This window comes from Streptomyces sp. HNM0645 (genome assembly GCF_030056615.1).
Lineage (GTDB): Bacteria > Actinomycetota > Actinomycetes > Streptomycetales > Streptomycetaceae > Streptomyces > Streptomyces marianii.
Map to the genome: position 1 here is coordinate 85,150 of NZ_JASHLT010000017.1, position 15,361 is coordinate 100,510.

General features: G+C 71.8%; 15 protein-coding genes and 1 pseudogene. All 16 read right to left on the reverse strand.

Translation table 11 applies throughout. The annotated features are described in order from the left end of the window. Window positions 1-176: 176 nt before the first annotated feature. Window positions 177-542: a hypothetical protein gene (locus QMZ92_RS14430; protein ID WP_283297767.1), complete on the reverse strand. Its 366-nt coding sequence runs from the start codon at window positions 540-542 to the stop codon at window positions 177-179. Window positions 543-859: 317 nt separating this feature from the next. Next, on the reverse strand, window positions 860-1,357 hold the full coding sequence (locus QMZ92_RS14435; RefSeq protein ID WP_283297768.1) for a hypothetical protein: 498 nt from the start codon (window positions 1,355-1,357) through the stop codon (window positions 860-862). Between the two features lie 46 nt (window positions 1,358-1,403). After that, window positions 1,404-1,985 (reverse strand): hypothetical protein, encoded by a 582-nt coding sequence (locus QMZ92_RS14440; protein ID WP_283297769.1) that lies wholly within the window; start codon window positions 1,983-1,985, stop codon window positions 1,404-1,406. 3 nt (window positions 1,986-1,988) lie between these two features. Next, a complete protein-coding gene (locus QMZ92_RS14445; protein ID WP_283297770.1) occupies window positions 1,989-3,569 on the reverse strand; it encodes a DUF6571 family protein in 1,581 nt (526 codons plus the stop codon). A 76-nt stretch (window positions 3,570-3,645) separates the two neighbouring features. Further along, complete coding sequence (locus QMZ92_RS14450) at window positions 3,646-4,029, reverse strand: transposase (protein WP_283297771.1); 384 nt, start codon at window positions 4,027-4,029, stop codon at window positions 3,646-3,648. A gap of 398 nt (window positions 4,030-4,427) precedes the next feature. After that, window positions 4,428-4,950 (reverse strand): annotated as a pseudogene (locus QMZ92_RS14455) (glycoside hydrolase domain-containing protein); the annotation flags it as partial. A 115-nt stretch (window positions 4,951-5,065) separates the two neighbouring features. Then, entirely contained in the window at window positions 5,066-5,881 is an 816-nt protein-coding gene (gene ddaH / locus QMZ92_RS14460) for a dimethylargininase (RefSeq protein WP_502962055.1), read from the reverse strand. Window positions 5,882-5,945: 64 nt separating this feature from the next. Beyond that, on the reverse strand, window positions 5,946-7,250 hold the full coding sequence (locus QMZ92_RS14465) for an ATP-grasp domain-containing protein (protein WP_283297773.1): 1,305 nt from the start codon (window positions 7,248-7,250) through the stop codon (window positions 5,946-5,948). Between the two features lie 25 nt (window positions 7,251-7,275). Further along, the gene (locus QMZ92_RS14470) at window positions 7,276-8,106 is read right to left on the reverse strand and encodes a phytanoyl-CoA dioxygenase family protein (RefSeq protein WP_283297774.1); all 831 of its coding nucleotides are present in this window, start codon (window positions 8,104-8,106) and stop codon (window positions 7,276-7,278) included. A gap of 81 nt (window positions 8,107-8,187) precedes the next feature. Further along, on the reverse strand, window positions 8,188-9,432 hold the full coding sequence (locus QMZ92_RS14475; RefSeq protein WP_283297775.1) for an ATP-grasp domain-containing protein: 1,245 nt from the start codon (window positions 9,430-9,432) through the stop codon (window positions 8,188-8,190). 48 nt (window positions 9,433-9,480) lie between these two features. After that, on the reverse strand, window positions 9,481-10,443 hold the full coding sequence (locus QMZ92_RS14480; protein WP_283297776.1) for a GNAT family N-acetyltransferase: 963 nt from the start codon (window positions 10,441-10,443) through the stop codon (window positions 9,481-9,483). After that, a complete protein-coding gene (locus tag QMZ92_RS14485) occupies window positions 10,440-11,702 on the reverse strand; it encodes an MFS transporter (RefSeq protein ID WP_283297777.1) in 1,263 nt (420 codons plus the stop codon). Before QMZ92_RS14485 ends, QMZ92_RS14480 begins: the two co-directional genes overlap by 4 nt. Window positions 11,703-11,790: 88 nt before the next feature. Beyond that, a complete protein-coding gene (locus tag QMZ92_RS14490; RefSeq protein WP_283297778.1) occupies window positions 11,791-12,885 on the reverse strand; it encodes a Gfo/Idh/MocA family protein in 1,095 nt (364 codons plus the stop codon). 1 nt (window position 12,886) lies between these two features. Further along, window positions 12,887-13,867, reverse strand: coding sequence for an aldo/keto reductase (locus tag QMZ92_RS14495; protein WP_283297779.1), 981 nt, complete (start codon window positions 13,865-13,867; stop codon window positions 12,887-12,889). Next, entirely contained in the window at window positions 13,864-14,679 is an 816-nt protein-coding gene (locus QMZ92_RS14500; protein ID WP_283297780.1) for an SDR family NAD(P)-dependent oxidoreductase, read from the reverse strand. The genes QMZ92_RS14495 and QMZ92_RS14500 overlap by 4 nt, the downstream gene beginning before the upstream one ends. Next, window positions 14,666-15,352: an RraA family protein gene (locus tag QMZ92_RS14505; protein WP_283297781.1), complete on the reverse strand. Its 687-nt coding sequence runs from the start codon at window positions 15,350-15,352 to the stop codon at window positions 14,666-14,668. The genes QMZ92_RS14500 and QMZ92_RS14505 overlap by 14 nt, the downstream gene beginning before the upstream one ends. Between the last annotated feature and the right edge of the window lie 9 nt (window positions 15,353-15,361).

Genomic DNA, 15,361 nt, shown 5'->3' on the forward strand with positions numbered 1-15,361 from the left:
CTCAATTAGCCACAACTTCAGCAGAGCCCAAAGGCTGGCTTCAGGCCCTCGGCGGCGCCCTGAAGCTCACCGACGCCACCCCCAAACTGCTACAGGTGGCCTCCCATCTCAACCCCCGGCCCGCGGCCTCTGAGCCAGAGATTCGCCGCCTACTGCCGACGAATCTCTGACTCAGATCACCAGCCGCGTGCTCCTACGTCGCGCCGCTGCTGACCGACCGGGCCGGTCTCGCCACCGGACTGGTACCGCTGGTCCTCGTCGGCTTCGGACTCGGTGCGCTGGCCGGCTCGCTCGTGGGCGGCCGTCTGGGTGACCGTCGCAGGCAAATGGTGACTGTCACCGCCGCCGCGGACGGGGTGCTTCCCCTGCTGGCGGTCGTCCTGCTGGCAGGCTCCGCCCCCGCCGTGATCGTCCTGATCGCACTGCTCGGCTTCTTCGGCCTCAGCGCCAATCCGGTCCTGGTGGCCCTGCCCGTCCGCCACGCCGGCCAGGCGTCCACCCTCCGCCTCAGCACTGACCTTCGCGGCGTTCAACCTCGGCACCACCATCCGCTCCGGGATCGCCGGCCGAACCCTCGACTCCGGCCTGGGCCCCACCGGCCGCGCCGTCGTCGGCACCGCCATCGCCGCCCTGACTCTGATCCGCAACTCGTCCTGGCCCGGCGCCACCGCCGCCCTGCCCCGGCCTGCGCGGGGACCCGTTGAGCCCGGATGCGGCTTCGCGGACATGCGGGCGCCGACCGCAAGGACCGCATCCCCTTCGACACCCTGGACGCGTTCTTCACCAGGAACTTCACCTGACCGCCCCACTCCACGGCGACCGATGCGGAGGGGCTGCTCGCGCTCAGCGGTCGACGGCGTCAGCGGCACGCGCCCTCGCTGAAGGTCGCGTGGGAGACGTAGAAGGCGAGCATGTCCGGGTCGGGTGGCGGCAGGTCCTCGGTTCCCGGAAAGGCCACGGGCGGCTCCGGGTCCGGAGTCAGTGTGACGCGGACGCAGTACTCGGTGTCGGTGTCCTCGGTGCCGACGGTGTAGCCGCCAGCCTCCTCCTTGTGCGTCTCGACGCCGTGCCCGGGTCCGATACCGCTCTCCTGGATCGCCTCGGCGATCAGGAAGCCACGGTCGCCCGCGAGACTCGTGTAGTGCCCCTTTCCGTCCAGATCCGCGACGCCCTTGTGGACGGCGTCGCGGATCTCGCCCTCACTCCACGTCGACTCGGCCCGCATGCCGAACAGCCCGCCGAGCGCGATGAGCGACGCCAGGACGATCAGTGGGAGACCGACCGGGTTGCGGTGGTTGTAGACGTACCGGCCCGTTCCCCACCCGCTCCTGACGAAGACCGGCTCCTCGCTCACCATGACTCCGATCCGGGATCAGCCCGACCGGGCCCCGTCCGCACGGCGTTCACCCACAGCCGGCGATGCGTGCGAGGTTCGTGGCCGCCTCCCGAACGATCGCCGCGCTGTTGCGGATCGCGGTGTCGCTGTCGACGAGCTCCTTCTCCTGCTGCTCGCCCTTCTTCGAGGGCGCGATGAAGGTCACCGTGATGTACGGGGCGGTCGAGCCCATGCGGGCGGCGCAGCCGTCGGGCAACACGGCCCTGGCCTCCTCGGGGAGCGCCCAGCCCTTGTATCCGGAACCGAGGGGGACGGAGTCCTTCCGGGGACCGGAGTCATGCCGCTCGTCCGCGATGACCAGGTTGAAGGTTCCTCGGCGGGAGTCGCTGCCGGGGTTGGCGCGCATCACTCCGCATGCCTTGAACACCGCGTCGTCACTGCCCTTGCCCTTGCTCTCCCACTCCTCCGCGCTGACCTCGCCCCCCTTGCCGTCGTCGATCAGCTCGGCCGTCTGCCGGCTGAGCGCCCCGTGGCACAGGGTCTGCGCCAGCGGCGGTCTCTTCTCGTCGTCAGGCCAGATACTCGCCGTCACGACCGCAGCCCCGGCGACGCCGAGCACGACGGTCAGCGGCAGCCACTTCTTGTGCATCGGTCACTGGCCCATCGACTTGTCGGCGTCTTCCATGCCGTTCTGGTACCACTGCTCGGTGATCGTCTGGAGGTGGTCCTCGAACTCGCCGGGGCTCCTGTCCAGCTCCGTCTCCGTGAGCCCGCGATGTATCGCCATCCCGCGCAACATGCCGTACATCTGCTTCTGGCCCTCGTCGTAATGCTTGATCATGTTTTCGCGGGTCGCGGCGTCGACCTTGGCGTTCTCGTCGTTCAGGTTCGCGCTCAGACCCCAGTCAATCGAGCGCTGGACCCCATCGCCGACGATCGGGATGGGAGTCAGCAGCCCACCATACACGTGGTAGTTGACCATCTTGTTCCAGTTGTTGGCGTCCTTCTCCGCCTGCCCCAGGTCATAGATGACGTCGCCGCGCACACCGTCGAGGTGACCGAGCGCCGACGCGGACTGCTTGACCCAGGCCCGCAGCTCCGGGTCCTCCTTGCGGAAGGACTCCTCCGGGAAGCGTGACAGCCCCTCGCCGATCACGGCGGTCTGCGAACCGTGGATGGCCTTGAAGGCGTTGGGGTCCTCGGCCGTGGAGCGGATGATCCGGGTGAGGTCGCCGCGGTCGATCTCCAACTGATTGAAGTCGGTCGGGCCGTCCATCTTCTTGCCGAGGATCTGGTGCACGTCGGAGCCGTAGTCGGCGATCATGTCGGCCATCGGCAGTCGCATGGAAACGGGGATGGCGCTCTGGTTCGTCCTGAGCTCCTTCGTGTACTCGCCCATCACCCGCTCGAAGATCGCGGTCTCGGCGCCGTCGTGGTGAGCCGGCACCGGGTGCATCGGCGAGCCGGGGGCGCGGCCGGTGGCGGCGGCCTCGAGCGCGAGACCGAGCTCGGCTCGGGCCGAGCTGTGCTGCAGCTCCCCCGGCATCTTGCTCTCGACCTCGCCGCCGGGCCACTTCCGGTCGTCCAGGAAGTACTTCAGGTTGTCGGTGGTGTTCGGGTCGAAGTAGTGGGTGGCGGCGGACGGGTTGCGGCTCATGGCGTTCAGCAGGCCCTTCATCGGGTCCTCCTGCGTGCCCTGCCAGTTCTTCATATGGCCGTCGTACGGGTCGTCCGTGTGCGTCTCCCAGTCCCGGATGGTCTCGGCGACCTCTGTGAGGAAGGCCTCGCTGTACACCGGGTCGCCCTCGTCCTTCTGCCAGGGCGAGGACTTCTCCTTGGGGTCCTTGTTCGGGTCGTAGACCTGCAGGCCGTCGTTGTCCGCGGCCATCAGCTTGGTCAGCGCGCTGAGCCCCGCCGCTCCGCCGCCCAGCTGCCCCGGGTGCCGGTTCGGAAGGCCGTTGCCGTCACGGGCCACGGCGATGAGGCGGTCGGTCCAGGCAGAGGTGACGCCGCCGGGGGAACCGAGCGGCGAATCGGGTCCTGTGGCGGTGGCGAGGCTCCCGGACAGCGCCCGGTAGAGGCGGGCGTCGGTCGCGGAGAGCTGGCCGTCGCGTCCGCCGTGCTCCAGGCTGCTGGCCAGCAGAAGTACGGCCTCCTGCTGCTCCCGACCGTTGAAGCTGAGGTTGGTCATGAGCTCGGCGGAGAACGCCGGCGATCCCTGACCGTCCTCCACGAGCCTCAGCAGCCGCTGCCCAGCATGCCCTCGATGCCGGTGAACGCGTCGTCGGCGACCGGTCCGGCGGCAGCGTTCAGTCCGCGCCCTCGGAGATCATTTCCAAGAGCGCGGAAGCTTTTCCCATGACCTCCAGCGCGGCCTTGTTCCGGGCCAGCTCCTTCTCCAGCCGTTCCACCCGGCGGCGCAGTTTCTCGTTCTCCGCCTCGGCGGCGGTCTTCTTCGGCCTCGCCGGGCTGGTGCGCTTGTCGACCAGCTTCTCCAGGGCCCCGGCATCCCGCGCGGCCCGCCATTCCTTGACGTGCGAGTGGTACAGCCGCTCGCGGCGCAGGACCGCACCCTTCTCGTTCTTGGGCGCGGCGTCGTACTCGGCCACGATCCGCAGCTTGTACTCGGGACTGAACGTGCGGCGCTTCGGCCGGGCAGCCGGGTCGGATCCGGCCGAAGTGGTGCTGGTCATGAGGGGGTGGCTCTCCTGTCGTGCCCTCTCAGGCTAACCCGACGAATCGGGACGTCTCACCCAAGGCTGACAGAGAGGGCCAGAGCGGCGCGGGATCCGGCTGCGGTCGACATAGGGGATCGCGTTCACGATCTCTCTCAGATCACGCGCTCAGGCTGCCGCTCCAGGCCCTGAGCTGGCCGCCGTATAGCGACAGGCGCTGAGCCGCTCCCCGCCACACGAGGTGCAGTCGGTGACAGGTGCGAGCGTCGCCGCCGGGGCGTACGGGCCTCCTCAGCAGTGCGTGGAGCGCGGTGGAACAGGGACGGCCTCAGGGGGCCAGAGCTCGCACGGCCAGCCCGAGCCCTACGACGACCAGGGCGGGGGTGGCCACCGGTCCGATGCGTAAGGCGGTGTTCGGTCTTGGCGCGCAGGTTCCTGGTGAAGGACCGCACATAGGTCAGGGTCGCGTTGTTGCACGCCTTGTCGGCGATGTCGTACGCCTCCATGTTGAGGTGGACCGGGCTTGCCGGCCTTCATGCCGAGCGCCGAGGCCCTGGCGATCGCGTCGTCGGCGTTGCTCACCCCGACCGCGGCGGCGGTGGCTGCCGTGAACCGTTCCTCGCTGCCGCTCCTCCGGCACGGCGGCTGCGCGCCGACGTGGAGGCGGATGACCCACCGGCCGAGCGTGTCGGCCGACTTCACCCACGACCTGGTCAGGTCGGGCTGGGCGCAGCCGCGGTTCCCGCCGCCGATGCAGACCGCGACGCGGCCGTAGTACGTGTCCTTCTTCTAGACCTTCATAGCGGAGAGCGAGGGTGCCGTGCGGGCGCCGAACGCCCGTCCCCTGTACGTCCGTCGGGCAGGCCAGGCCGAGGCCGCCGTCGAGGTCTGCGCCGCGATCCCGGCGGCGGCCACGACGACGACCCCCGTGGTCGCCATGGCCACGTAAGGGCCCTTCCTGGACGCTCACCCCGTACGCACCCGGGCCCCGGTCCTCCGGAGCGACCCCACCCTGTCCGGGGCCGCCGGGAGGACCGCGCCGGCCGCGGTCCGGTCAGGGGCGCAGCTCAAGCGTGCAGCACTTGACGCTGCCGCCCGCCTTCAAGAGCTCGCTGAGGTCGACGCCGACCGGGCGGAAGCCCCGGGAGCGCAACTGCTCGTGCAGACCTCGTGCCGCCTGCGGAAGCAGGACGTTGAGCCCGTCGGAGAAGGCGTTCAGGCCGAAGACGGCGGCGTCCTCGGCAGAGGCGAGGACGGCGTCGGGGAACATCTCCCGCAGCACCGCCCGGCTGCCGGGGGTGAAGGCCTCCGGGTAGTACATGATCTCCGTGTCGGAGAGCACCGCCAGCGCCGTGTCGAGGTGGTAGTGGCGCGGGTTCACGAGGGTCAGGCCGGTCACCGGGAGGCCGAAGAACTCCTGGGCCTCGGCGTGGGAGCGGGGGTCCGTACGGAAGCCCGTTCCCGCGAGGATACGCCGGCCTACCGTGAGGTAGTCACCCTCGCCCTCGTTGATGTGCTCGGGCCACAGCACCTCGCGGTAGCCTTGCCGGACGAACCACCGGAGATAGGCGGGGCCTTCGGCGGTCCGCTCCACGTGGCGGAACCGTGCGCCGAGGACCTTGCCGTCCACCACTGTGGCCCCGTTGGCGGCGAACACCATGTCGGGCACGCCCGGCAGTGGCTCGATGACCTCAACGGTGTGGCCCAGGTCGGTGAAGAGGTCCCGCAGTCGCTCCCATTGGAGCAGGGCGAGAGCCGCGTCGGTCGGCTTCTCCGGCTCCATCCAGGGGTTGATGGAGTAGGTGACGTCGAAATGGCGGGGCGGGCACATCAGCAGCCTGCGGGGAGTTGCGGTGCGGGAAGTGGACATGTCCATGTGTTCCTCACATCAAGGGGCGCGCGAGGGCGCCGCCGGGCGAGGCCCGGCCGGGACGTCAGTAACGGGCGGTCAGTTCGCCGAGCGGCAGGAAGGAGAGATCCTCGCGGCGGCGTTCCTGGAGCGCCCGGCGGAACGTGGTGGCCGCGGCCCTCGGGTCGGACAGGGCGGAGGCGAACAGGTAGTCGGTGACCAGGGGCTTGGCGCGGCCGTAGGACTCCCAGTAGGCGCGGGCCACGGTGGACCAGGCGACCGTGGGACCGCCCCGGCGGCCCACCGTGAGGCGGTGGCGGGCGAAGCTCTCCAGGGCCAGCAGGTCCTCCACAGGGGAGACGGCGGCGCCGTCCTCCGGGCGGTGGGTGGGGCCCTCGTAGGGGCCCTGGCCGGCCCAGGCGGCGAGGAAGTCGTCGACGGCCCGGTAGCCCTGGCGGCGCAGGAGCGGCAGGAGCATGCGGGAGTTGGCGCCCCAGCGGGTGTTGGACTCGATGAACATGTGCTCGCCGGTCACCGGGTGCTCCCGGACCTGGACGGCGGCGAAGCCGACCGCGTTCACGGCGTCCAGGAAGCTCAACACGGCCTTGGTCTCGGGAAGCGCCGGAACGATCCGGATGGAGGTGGAGACCGAGGTGTTGATGTAGCGCTGTTTGCGGAGCGACACCACCAGGCGGAAACCGCCGGCGGCGTCCCGGATCGCGTTGATCGAGGGCTCGCGCTCGCCGGGCACGTACTCCTGGGCCATCGCCGGGCTGCCCGCGAAGTCCTCGTACGCCTGGTCGAGCCTGTCGGCCGAGCGGATCACGCGGATGCCCCGACTGCCGGAGGAGACCCGCTTTTTGAAGACGAGCGGGTACCCCTCGTCGGCCGCGAACGCCCGCAGGCCGGCGAGGTCGTCGATCCGCGCGGTGCGCGGGGTGGGCACCCCGGCCGCCGCGGCGGCGGTGACGGCCAGGTACTTGTCCATCATGGTCCGTGCCGTCGCCAGGGTCGGCGCGGTGACCAGGATGCCGGCGTCCTCGAACGCCTTCCGGTGGCTCGCCAGCGCCACCACCTCGGAGTCACCGGTGGGGATCACCGCTTCGGCGCCGATCCGCCGGGCGAGGCCGAGCATGGCGTCGGCGAACCGGTCGGGCAGCGGGTCAGTGCCCTCGGCCATGAGGTGTTCGGCGGTGGGACGCGGGGCCGGCACCTGGTGCGCGGCGGTGATCAGCCGGGAGACGGCCACGTCTCCGGCACGGTCGGAGTGCGCGATGTGGACCTGCGCGCCGGAGTCCACCAGCGTGCGGGCGAGGGGGTAGGCGCTCTCGTACGTGCCGTTGGCGATGAGCACCCGTCGGGGGCGGCTGGTGGAGGAGGGGTCGTGCATCACGTGGTGACTCCCGTCGGCGTGGTCAGAAGGACGCGAAGGTGACGCCGGCATCGGCGGCGCGCTGCCGCACCTGGTGCGGGTAGCTCTCCGGGTAGCGGATGTCCAGGACCTGGCCGTGCCGCTCGTAGAAGACCTGCTTGCCGTCCTCCACCTGGACCCGCTTGGCGGTGAGGTGCGAGAGGAAGCGGTTGTTCTCGTACGCGTCGTGCCGGCCGGCACTGAAGAACAGCCCCAGCTTGGTGGGCGCGTCGCCGTCCTCGGGGCCGGCGGCGGGAGTGCTGGCGTGCATGAGCCGGGCGTGCCAGAGGACCAGGTCGCCGGCCTTGCTGTCGACCCGGACCGGGGGCCGCCCGCCGGGCGGGTTGGCCAGGGCCGAGTCGAAGTCCGGGCGGGCCCGGCCGTAACCGTCGATCGAGGCGAGGTGGGAGCCGGGCAGCACGTCGATCCCGCCGCCGGTCCGCTCGTCGTTGTCCTGGAGGTAGATCGCGCCCTGGAGGTGCGCGAAGCCCGGGTCCCAGACGTACTCCTTGCCGGGTCCTGCGAAGGCCTCGTCGATGTGCCAGCCGATGTAGAGGCTCTTGCGGATCGTCAGGTTCGGGTAGAACGCCACCCGCGGGCCGAGGACCCGCGTCAGCGCGGCGGTGATCTCGTCGCGGAGCAGCACGTCGGTCAGCTCGGGGGTGGCCAGGAACGTACGGGGCAGCATCTCCTGCTTGCCCTCGCCGGTCAGCAGCCGGCCGCAGAGCTCCCGCAGCCCGGCCACGGTCTCGCGGTCGAGGACGCCGGGCAGGATGGCGTAGCCGTCCCGGGCGAACGACTCGGTGAGGGGGGCGTGTGCGGTCAGTTCCGCCATGGTGGTCGTGTCTCCTGTTCTGATGGTGGTTCCGGCGCGGTGAACCCGTGCGGCCACGGCGCCGATTCGCCGGACAAGGCCCTAGGCGCGGGCCGTCTCCGCCGTCGGGCGTCCGGCGCCGTCTTCGATGCGGATGGTGAACCTCCGGCGGATCCGGTCGAGCAGACCGGGGATCTCGTCCGCCCGGTCGGCGCGGCCGACGATCAGGCCCGCCATGGAGGTCGAGTAGAGCGTTCCGGTGACGGTGTCCCCGGGGGCCACGGCCATCTCGACGTGCAGCACGCCGGGGAGGTCGCGGAAGTCGTCGGCGGTGGACACCTCGGCCACCGTTCCGTGCCGTACGGGCAGCACGCACCAGTAGTGGACGCCGTCGGCGACATCGACCCGGTGGTCGAGCGGCCGGCCGAGGGCGGAGGCGAGGAAGAGCCCGCGGGTGTCGATGCCGTACTTGTGGGCGAGCACGTGCGGCACCCCGCCACCGCCGGGCCGGCCGGCGATCTCGCCGACCAGGAACCGGCCGTCGGCGGTGCGCAGCACCTCCATGTGGGTCACGCCGTCGCGCAGCCCGACCGCCGCGACGGTCCGCTCGTTCAGCTCGCGGACCGCGGCCGCCTCCGGTGTCCCGTCCGCCACGGTGTGCGAGCCGAAGATCTCCCCCAGGGAGCGCAGCACCGGCTGGAAGTACCGGGAGACGGACGAGAAGACGATGCTTCCGCCCACCACCAGGGCGTCGCAGTGGTACTCGTCGGTGACGTCCAGGCACTCCTCCACGACGAACGGCCCGGGCGCCTGGGCCAGCGAGGCGAGCAGCGGCGCCCCGGTGAGCTCCGCCCGCTCGTCCACCCGGTGGGTGAAGGCGGTGCCGTTACCGAAGGCGGGTTTGACCACCGCCGGCAGACCGGTGGCGAGAGCGGCCCCGGGCAGTTCCGCGGCGGTCGGCGCGAGGGCGCCGGCCGCGACGGGGATGCCGTGCGCCCGCAGCCGGGCCTTCATTGCGTACTTGTTGCACAACAGGTTCGCGGTGTCGAAGGGCAGGCCGGGCAGCCCCAGGTACGAGCGGAGGTAGCCGCCCGTCGGCAGGGAGCGCTCGGACGGCGCGACGACGGCGTCGACCGGGCCGTGGGCGGCGATGATCCCGAGCGCGGCCGTGCGGACCTGCTTCAGGTCTCCGATGTCGTCGACGGTGGTGACGTGGTCGAGGTCGGGATAGAGGTGCCGGTGGCCGGGCTCGGTGATCGCCGAGATCCTCAGCGCCCGGTCCTGCCTGAGCAGTTCGACGGGTTCGGACTTTCCGCCGGTGACCACCAGTACGTGTTCGCGGGCCATCGTGAGGGCTGTCTCCTAATTCTGTGGGCTCGATGGGCGGGGGCGCAGTCAGCTCTGAGGGCTCAGGGCGGGCCGGACCGGGTGGAGGGCCACGCCGGCGAGGAAGTCCGCCCGGTACGGCGCCAGGTCCGGGGCGGGCGTGCCGCCCTCCGGGGTACCGCCGTCGGTCAGCACCAGCAGCCGCAGCGGCGCCGTCACGTCCGTACCGGAGTACGCCAGCAGCAGCGACGGATGGGACAGCCCCCGCAGTCCGAGGAGCAGGTCCGCCTCGTCCCCGCCGACGGCCGGGTCGACCAGGTGCGAGGCCACCGGGGTGAAGCCCGACCGAGCCTTGAACCGGAACAGGCCCGTGCCGGCCACGTGCCCGTACAGCGACGGGTCGTTGCCCAGCGACATCACGGTCAGGCCCCGCTCCCGCGCCGCCCGCATCGCCGCCAGGTAGAGGGCGCGCTGCAACCGGGCCTCGCGTTCGAGGGGAGCGGCCGCCGCGAAACGCAGCTGCAGCACCGCGTCCTCGGGGCGCAGCAGGCACAGACAGCCGGCCACCATGTCGTCGCCCCGGTAGGCGTACACGGCGACGTAATCCGCGCCCCCCTGCCACAGCCGCTCCTGCTGGTGCCGCGCGTAGGCGACGCCGTGCGGCATGGTCGCGATCTGCGCGTCGTACACCGCAAGGAACGCGTCCAGTTCGGGTGCGGTCAGACCGTCCCGGACGACCACCGAGATGTCCCCGCCCTCGGCGAACCGCCGGCCGAGACGGAAGTTGCGGCGCTCCGTGGCAGGCAGCCCCGCCAGGTACGCCTCTTCGGAGGCCCCCAGCGGCGCCCGCCAGTTCACCCAGCCGGGTTTCACCACGAAGCCGGCCCGTTCCAGCTCCGGCCAGTGGACCGGGTCCGGCCGTCTGACCCGGACCACGTCCGCGGCGGGCGGGTCAGCCCGCCAGTCGCGGGCGAGGGCCTCGCCGGCGTCGACCATCGCGATCCGCAGACCGTTCTTGTCCTCGATGTTCACGCGCGCTGCTCCTCGCTCCGCAGGACGGGGGGTTCCGAGGCCGTGGAGGTGTCCGGCCGGACGGCGGCCCAGACCGCGAAGGCAGCGGCCGCGCCGATCACTGCGGGAGCCAGCCGCAGTAGTTGCTCCGAGAGGCTCACCGACCAGCCGAGCACCACCGAGGACAGCACCGTGGCCCCCACGATGAACGCCCGCATGATCGAGTTGACCCGGCCGACCAGCGCGTTCGGGATCGCCCGGAACCGGTACTCGTTGGTCGTCACGTTTATGCCGCCCTCACCGGCCATCAGGACGAAGAAACCGACGACCGTCAGCGCGGGCCAGGGCGGCAGCAGCAGGGCGCAGGCCACCGCGCACACCCCGAACCAGCAGCCGACCCGCCGCGTCGTGGATCCCTTGGCGAGCACCCTCGGGCCGAGCCAGGCGCCGAGCGCGCTGCCCGCCGCGCCAGCCGCCAGTACCAGTCCCGCCTGGCCGGACGACCAGTGCCAGGCGTCCTTGGCGAGGACCACCACGATCGCCGGCATGCTGCCCGCACCGAGGTTGTAGAGCGCCAGGACGACGGTGAGCCGCACCACGCCGGGAAGCCGCCGGAAGCCCCGGAAGCCCTCCGACAGCATGCTCAGGAAGCCGGCGGACGCTGGTGCCGCCGGCTGCACCGGCAGGGTGAGGGCGACCGCGGCCGTGGCCAGGAAGGTGATCGCGTCGAACCAGAGCGCCCACGACGGCCCCACCGTGGCGAGGACACCGCCGGCGATCGCCGGCCCGACGCACCGCGCCACCGACGTGACCGAGGCGTACCGGCTGTATGCCTCCGCCAGCCGGTCCGGCGGCGATAGCGCGGGCACCAGACTGAAGTCGCTCGTCAGGTTGGACACCACGCTCGCGCAGCCAACCACCAGCAACAGCACCAGCGTCCAGGCGATCTGTTGGCCCATCAGGAGGAGGGGGACCAGGGCCACCGCGACACCCTGGACCAGCTCGGAGACCATGAACACCCGGCGGCGCTCGTACCGATCGATCAGCCCGCCGAGCAGCGGCGAGATGATGTACGGCAGGTTCTGCACCCCTAGACTCAGCGCGGCCAGGAGCGGCGAGCCCGTGTGGGCCAGCAGCGTCCACGGCATGGCCAGGTGGAGGAAGGTGTTGCCGAGTTTGGAGACGGCGGCGGCGCTGGTGAGCAGCCAGAACCTGTGCATGGTGGTGGCCGTCGGCGGCGCGGCGGCGGCGGACTGTGACGACGGTGGGAGGCCGTCCACGGGACTCCTCTCGGAGCGGGCGGCGCGGAGTTCCGGCCGGTGAGCGGGACTCCGGGCGGCGCGGGAGGAGCCCGCACCGCCCGGCGGATCAGTGAGCCGCGGCGTACAGCTTGTCGAGCGGGTGCTCACGGCTGATCAGGGGGAAGGCGACGGGGCCGCCGGAGAGCTCCGACTGATAGGCCGCGTGGATCATCTCCAGCGCGGCCAGGCCGTCCTCGCCGCTGCAGGCCGGCGCCCGGCCATCGAGCACCGCGTCGATGAAGTCGGCCGCCGCGAGCTGGTGGTAGCGCCCGTAGAACGGGATCTCCTCGGTCTCCAGACGCTCCCAGTCGGGGCCGCCAGGGATCACCTCGGGCAGCGGGTAGTACCAGAGCGAGTGGTCGGCGTAGGGGGCGCGGATCGTCAGGATGCCCTTGGTGCCGCGGATCTCCAGCCGGTACGGTTGGAGCGGGCGCTCCTCGATGCCGACCCGCCAGGACTCGATGGTGCCGGTGATCCGGCCGCCGAACTCGTACGAGGCGTGGATGGCGTCCCCCGCGACCAGGCCGGCCGCCTCCGGGCCGGGCTCGACGTGCTCGGGGGCCAGGGGCCGTCCGCCGGCCGACACGCGGGCGAAGCAGTTGACCGGGTCGCCCGCCAGCCGGCGCAGCATGTCGGCGAAGTGCACACCCAGGATCAGGAAGTCCTGGCCGCCGCCGCGGTGGTCCCACTTGCAGACGGCGCGGTACTGGACCACGTCGCCGATCAGGCCCGACTCGAGCAGCTCCCGCACCTGACGGTGGCGCGGCTCGTGGACGAAGGGCAGCGCGTTGCCGAGCCGCAGTCCGGCCCGCCGCGCCGCCTCCACCATGGTGTCGGCCTGCGCCAGGCTCTGCGCGAGGGGCTTCTCGCAGTAGACGTGGGCCCCGGCGGCGAGGGAGTCCAGGACGAGTTCCTGGTGGCAGTCGAGGTGCCGGGGGGCGACCACGACGATGTCGGGCCGTTCCTCCTCCAGCATCCGGCGGTGGTCGGCGTAGTGCTGGGGAGCGCCGAGCTCCGCCGCCTTGTCGCGGCCGGCCGCCTCGTCGGTGTCGGCGACCGCGACGATCCGCACGCGGGGATCCGCGGCGAACGCCCGGTCCAGCTGGTGGCCGTAGTTGCCCCCGCCGGTGCGGCCGATCACGGCCACGCGAAGTCCGGTCACGTCACACCTCCCACGAACCGGGCTCGATCGCCTGCAGACCGGCGATCTCCTTGAGCAGCGACTCCTCCAGCGGCGGCTTCGCGGCCCACTCGACGTTCTGCTCCAGCTCCCGCACGGTGCGCGGCCCGACCATGACCGTGTGCACCCGGGACTGGGAGAGCAGCCAGCGCAGCCCGAGTTCCGGCATGGAAAGACCGGCCTCGGCGGCGATCCGCTCCGCCTCCTCGATCCGCCGCACGATCCCCGGCGGGACCGAGGCCCGACGCTCGGCCCGGAGCCGCGCGGCCTGCTCGGCACCGCCGCCGAGGAGGAGGCCCTGGCGGTATGGGGCGCCGATCGCGACGCCCATGTCCTGGGCCTCGGCGTGCGGGAGGATCTCGTCCACCGACTCCTGCCAGACCAGGTTGCAGTAGTGCACGTAGAGGATCGAGTCGAACCGGCCGGTGTCGCAGAGCCTCCTGGTCTCCTCCGGCTTGCGGGCGGACAGCCCGACGCCGCCGATCCGGCCCTCTGCCTTCAGCTCGTCCACGAGCTCCATCACCGGACCGCGGGCGGCGGTCAGGTCGTCCCACCACTCGGCCCAGTCGCTCTCGTGCAGCAGCAGCATGTCGAGCCGGTCGCGGCCGAGCAGACGCATGCTGTGGTCGAACTGGGCGCGGATCAGCTCCTTCGAGCGGTAGCAGGCGTCCCCGTGGCGGGCGAGGATGCTCTTCTCGAACCGGCCGACTTTGTTGATGAGGAACACCTCGTCCTCGATCGGACGCAGCGCCTCGCCGACGATGAACTCGGCCTCGCCGAGTCCGTACAGCGGGGCCGTGTCGATCGCGGTGACACCGAGCCGGACCGCCTCGCGGACCATCGTCACGGCCTCCTCGTGCGGCACCGAACGGTCCGAGGTCAGGTGGTACGTGCCCAGGCCGATCCGGCTGACGTCGGTTCCGGCCCGCCCGAACCTGCTCTTGGGCAGGGTGGTTGCGCTCACGTGTTCATCTCCGTAGTCATCGTGGTGGGCGAGGCCAGGGACGAGCCGCCGTCGACCCGGATCACCTGGCCCGTCAGATAGCCGGCCGAAGCGCCGCAGAGGTGGGCGATCAGCGAGGCGACGTCGTCCGGCTCGCCGACCCGGCGCAGCGGCACGGCGGCCGCCTGTCGGCCGAGCGACTCCGGCGTCCGGCGACCGCCCCGCAGGGCGCGCGGGGTGGCCACCTGGCTCGGTGCGACGGCGTTGGCGGTGATCCCGTACGGCCCCAGCTCCAGCGCCAGTTGGGCGACGAGACCGTGCAGGGCGGCCTTGGCGGCGGCGTACGAGGCGCTGCGGCCGAAGGTGCCGCGGAAGGCCGCGCTGGAGGAGACCAGGACGATCCGGCCGGTGCCCCGCTCGATCATGCCGGGGGCGACGAGAGACACGCCGTTCAGCGCGCCTCCGAGGATCGGTTCCAGGTCGCCGCGCCACTCCTCGGGGGACAGCAGATGGACCGGCCTGTGCGGCAGCGAGGGCGCGGCGTTGTGGACGAGGACGTCCACCGGCCGGCCGGCCAGCGCGGCCTGCAGCCCTTCGCGGTCGGTGACGTCCGCGACGGCCGGTTCGGCGTGCCCGCCGGCCGCCCGGATGTCGGCCGCCAGCCGCTCCAGGGCGGCCAGACGGCGCGGTGTGCCGTTCAGCAGGACATGGTGCGTCCGGGCGAGGCGGTGTGCGACGGCGCTGCCGATCCCGCCGCCGCCGGCGCCGGTGACGAGCGCGAACGAGGGGCCCCGGTTGTCCGCTGGGGGGCCGACCGGGTCACTCGAAGACATACCCGCGCTGCTTCAGCTCGTCGACGACGTCGAAGGGCTCGTAGCCGGTCCAGGAGCCGCGCACCTCGCGCTCGGCCGCCAGCTTCGCCGCCACCTCGTGCCGGATCTCCGGGGCCAGGGCGCGGGGCACGACGACCACGCCGTCGTCGTCGCCGAGGATCAGGTCGCCCGGCTCGACCAGGACGCCGCCGCAGATCACGGGGACGTTGACGGCGCCCTCCTCGGCCTCCATCGGGTAGTGGTAGTTGCGCGGGGTGGTGCCGAGGCAGAACGTCGGGAAGCCCAGGTCCCGCAGTCCCGCCGCGTCGCGGACCGCGCCGTCCACCACCGCTCCGGCCATGGACTTCATGGTCATCCGCTTGGCGGTGCCGTCGCCGAAGCAGGCGCGGTCGCGGATGCCGCCGGCGGCCACGACCAGGACGTCGCCCGGTTCGGCCAGGTCGATGGCCATCCGGCGGATCGACAGGTCGGCGCCGAAGCAGGTCACGGCGGGGCCGCAGACCTTGGTGCCGGGGGCCAGCGGCGCCAGGTCGACGCTCATGGCGCCGCTCTTGCGCATCGAGTCGAGGACGATGCCGGTGTAGTAGGAGGCGAAGGCGGTGACGACCTCGGGGGCCGGCCGCTCGACGCGCTGGACGATCCGGCCTGCGGCGAGTTGGTAAGGGCTGCTCATACTGTGTGG

Bases quoted from the DNA above. Each gene is read 5' to 3' on its own strand.
- QMZ92_RS14435 (WP_283297768.1), bottom strand. From the start codon at position 1,357: ATGGTGAGCGAGGAGCCGGTCTTCGTCAGGAGCGGGTGGGGAACGGGC.
- QMZ92_RS14440 (WP_283297769.1), bottom strand. From the start codon at position 1,985: ATGCACAAGAAGTGGCTGCCGCTGACCGTCGTGCTCGGCGTCGCCGGG.
- QMZ92_RS14450 (WP_283297771.1), bottom strand. From the start codon at position 4,029: ATGACCAGCACCACTTCGGCCGGATCCGACCCGGCTGCCCGGCCGAAG.
- ddaH (WP_502962055.1), bottom strand. From the start codon at position 5,881: ATGTCCACTTCCCGCACCGCAACTCCCCGCAGGCTGCTGATGTGCCCG.
- QMZ92_RS14465 (WP_283297773.1), bottom strand. From the start codon at position 7,250: ATGCACGACCCCTCCTCCACCAGCCGCCCCCGACGGGTGCTCATCGCC.
- QMZ92_RS14470 (WP_283297774.1), bottom strand. From the start codon at position 8,106: ATGGCGGAACTGACCGCACACGCCCCCCTCACCGAGTCGTTCGCCCGG.
- QMZ92_RS14475 (WP_283297775.1), bottom strand. From the start codon at position 9,432: ATGGCCCGCGAACACGTACTGGTGGTCACCGGCGGAAAGTCCGAACCC.
- QMZ92_RS14500 (WP_283297780.1), bottom strand. From the start codon at position 14,679: ATGTCTTCGAGTGACCCGGTCGGCCCCCCAGCGGACAACCGGGGCCCC.
- QMZ92_RS14505 (WP_283297781.1), bottom strand. From the start codon at position 15,352: ATGAGCAGCCCTTACCAACTCGCCGCAGGCCGGATCGTCCAGCGCGTC.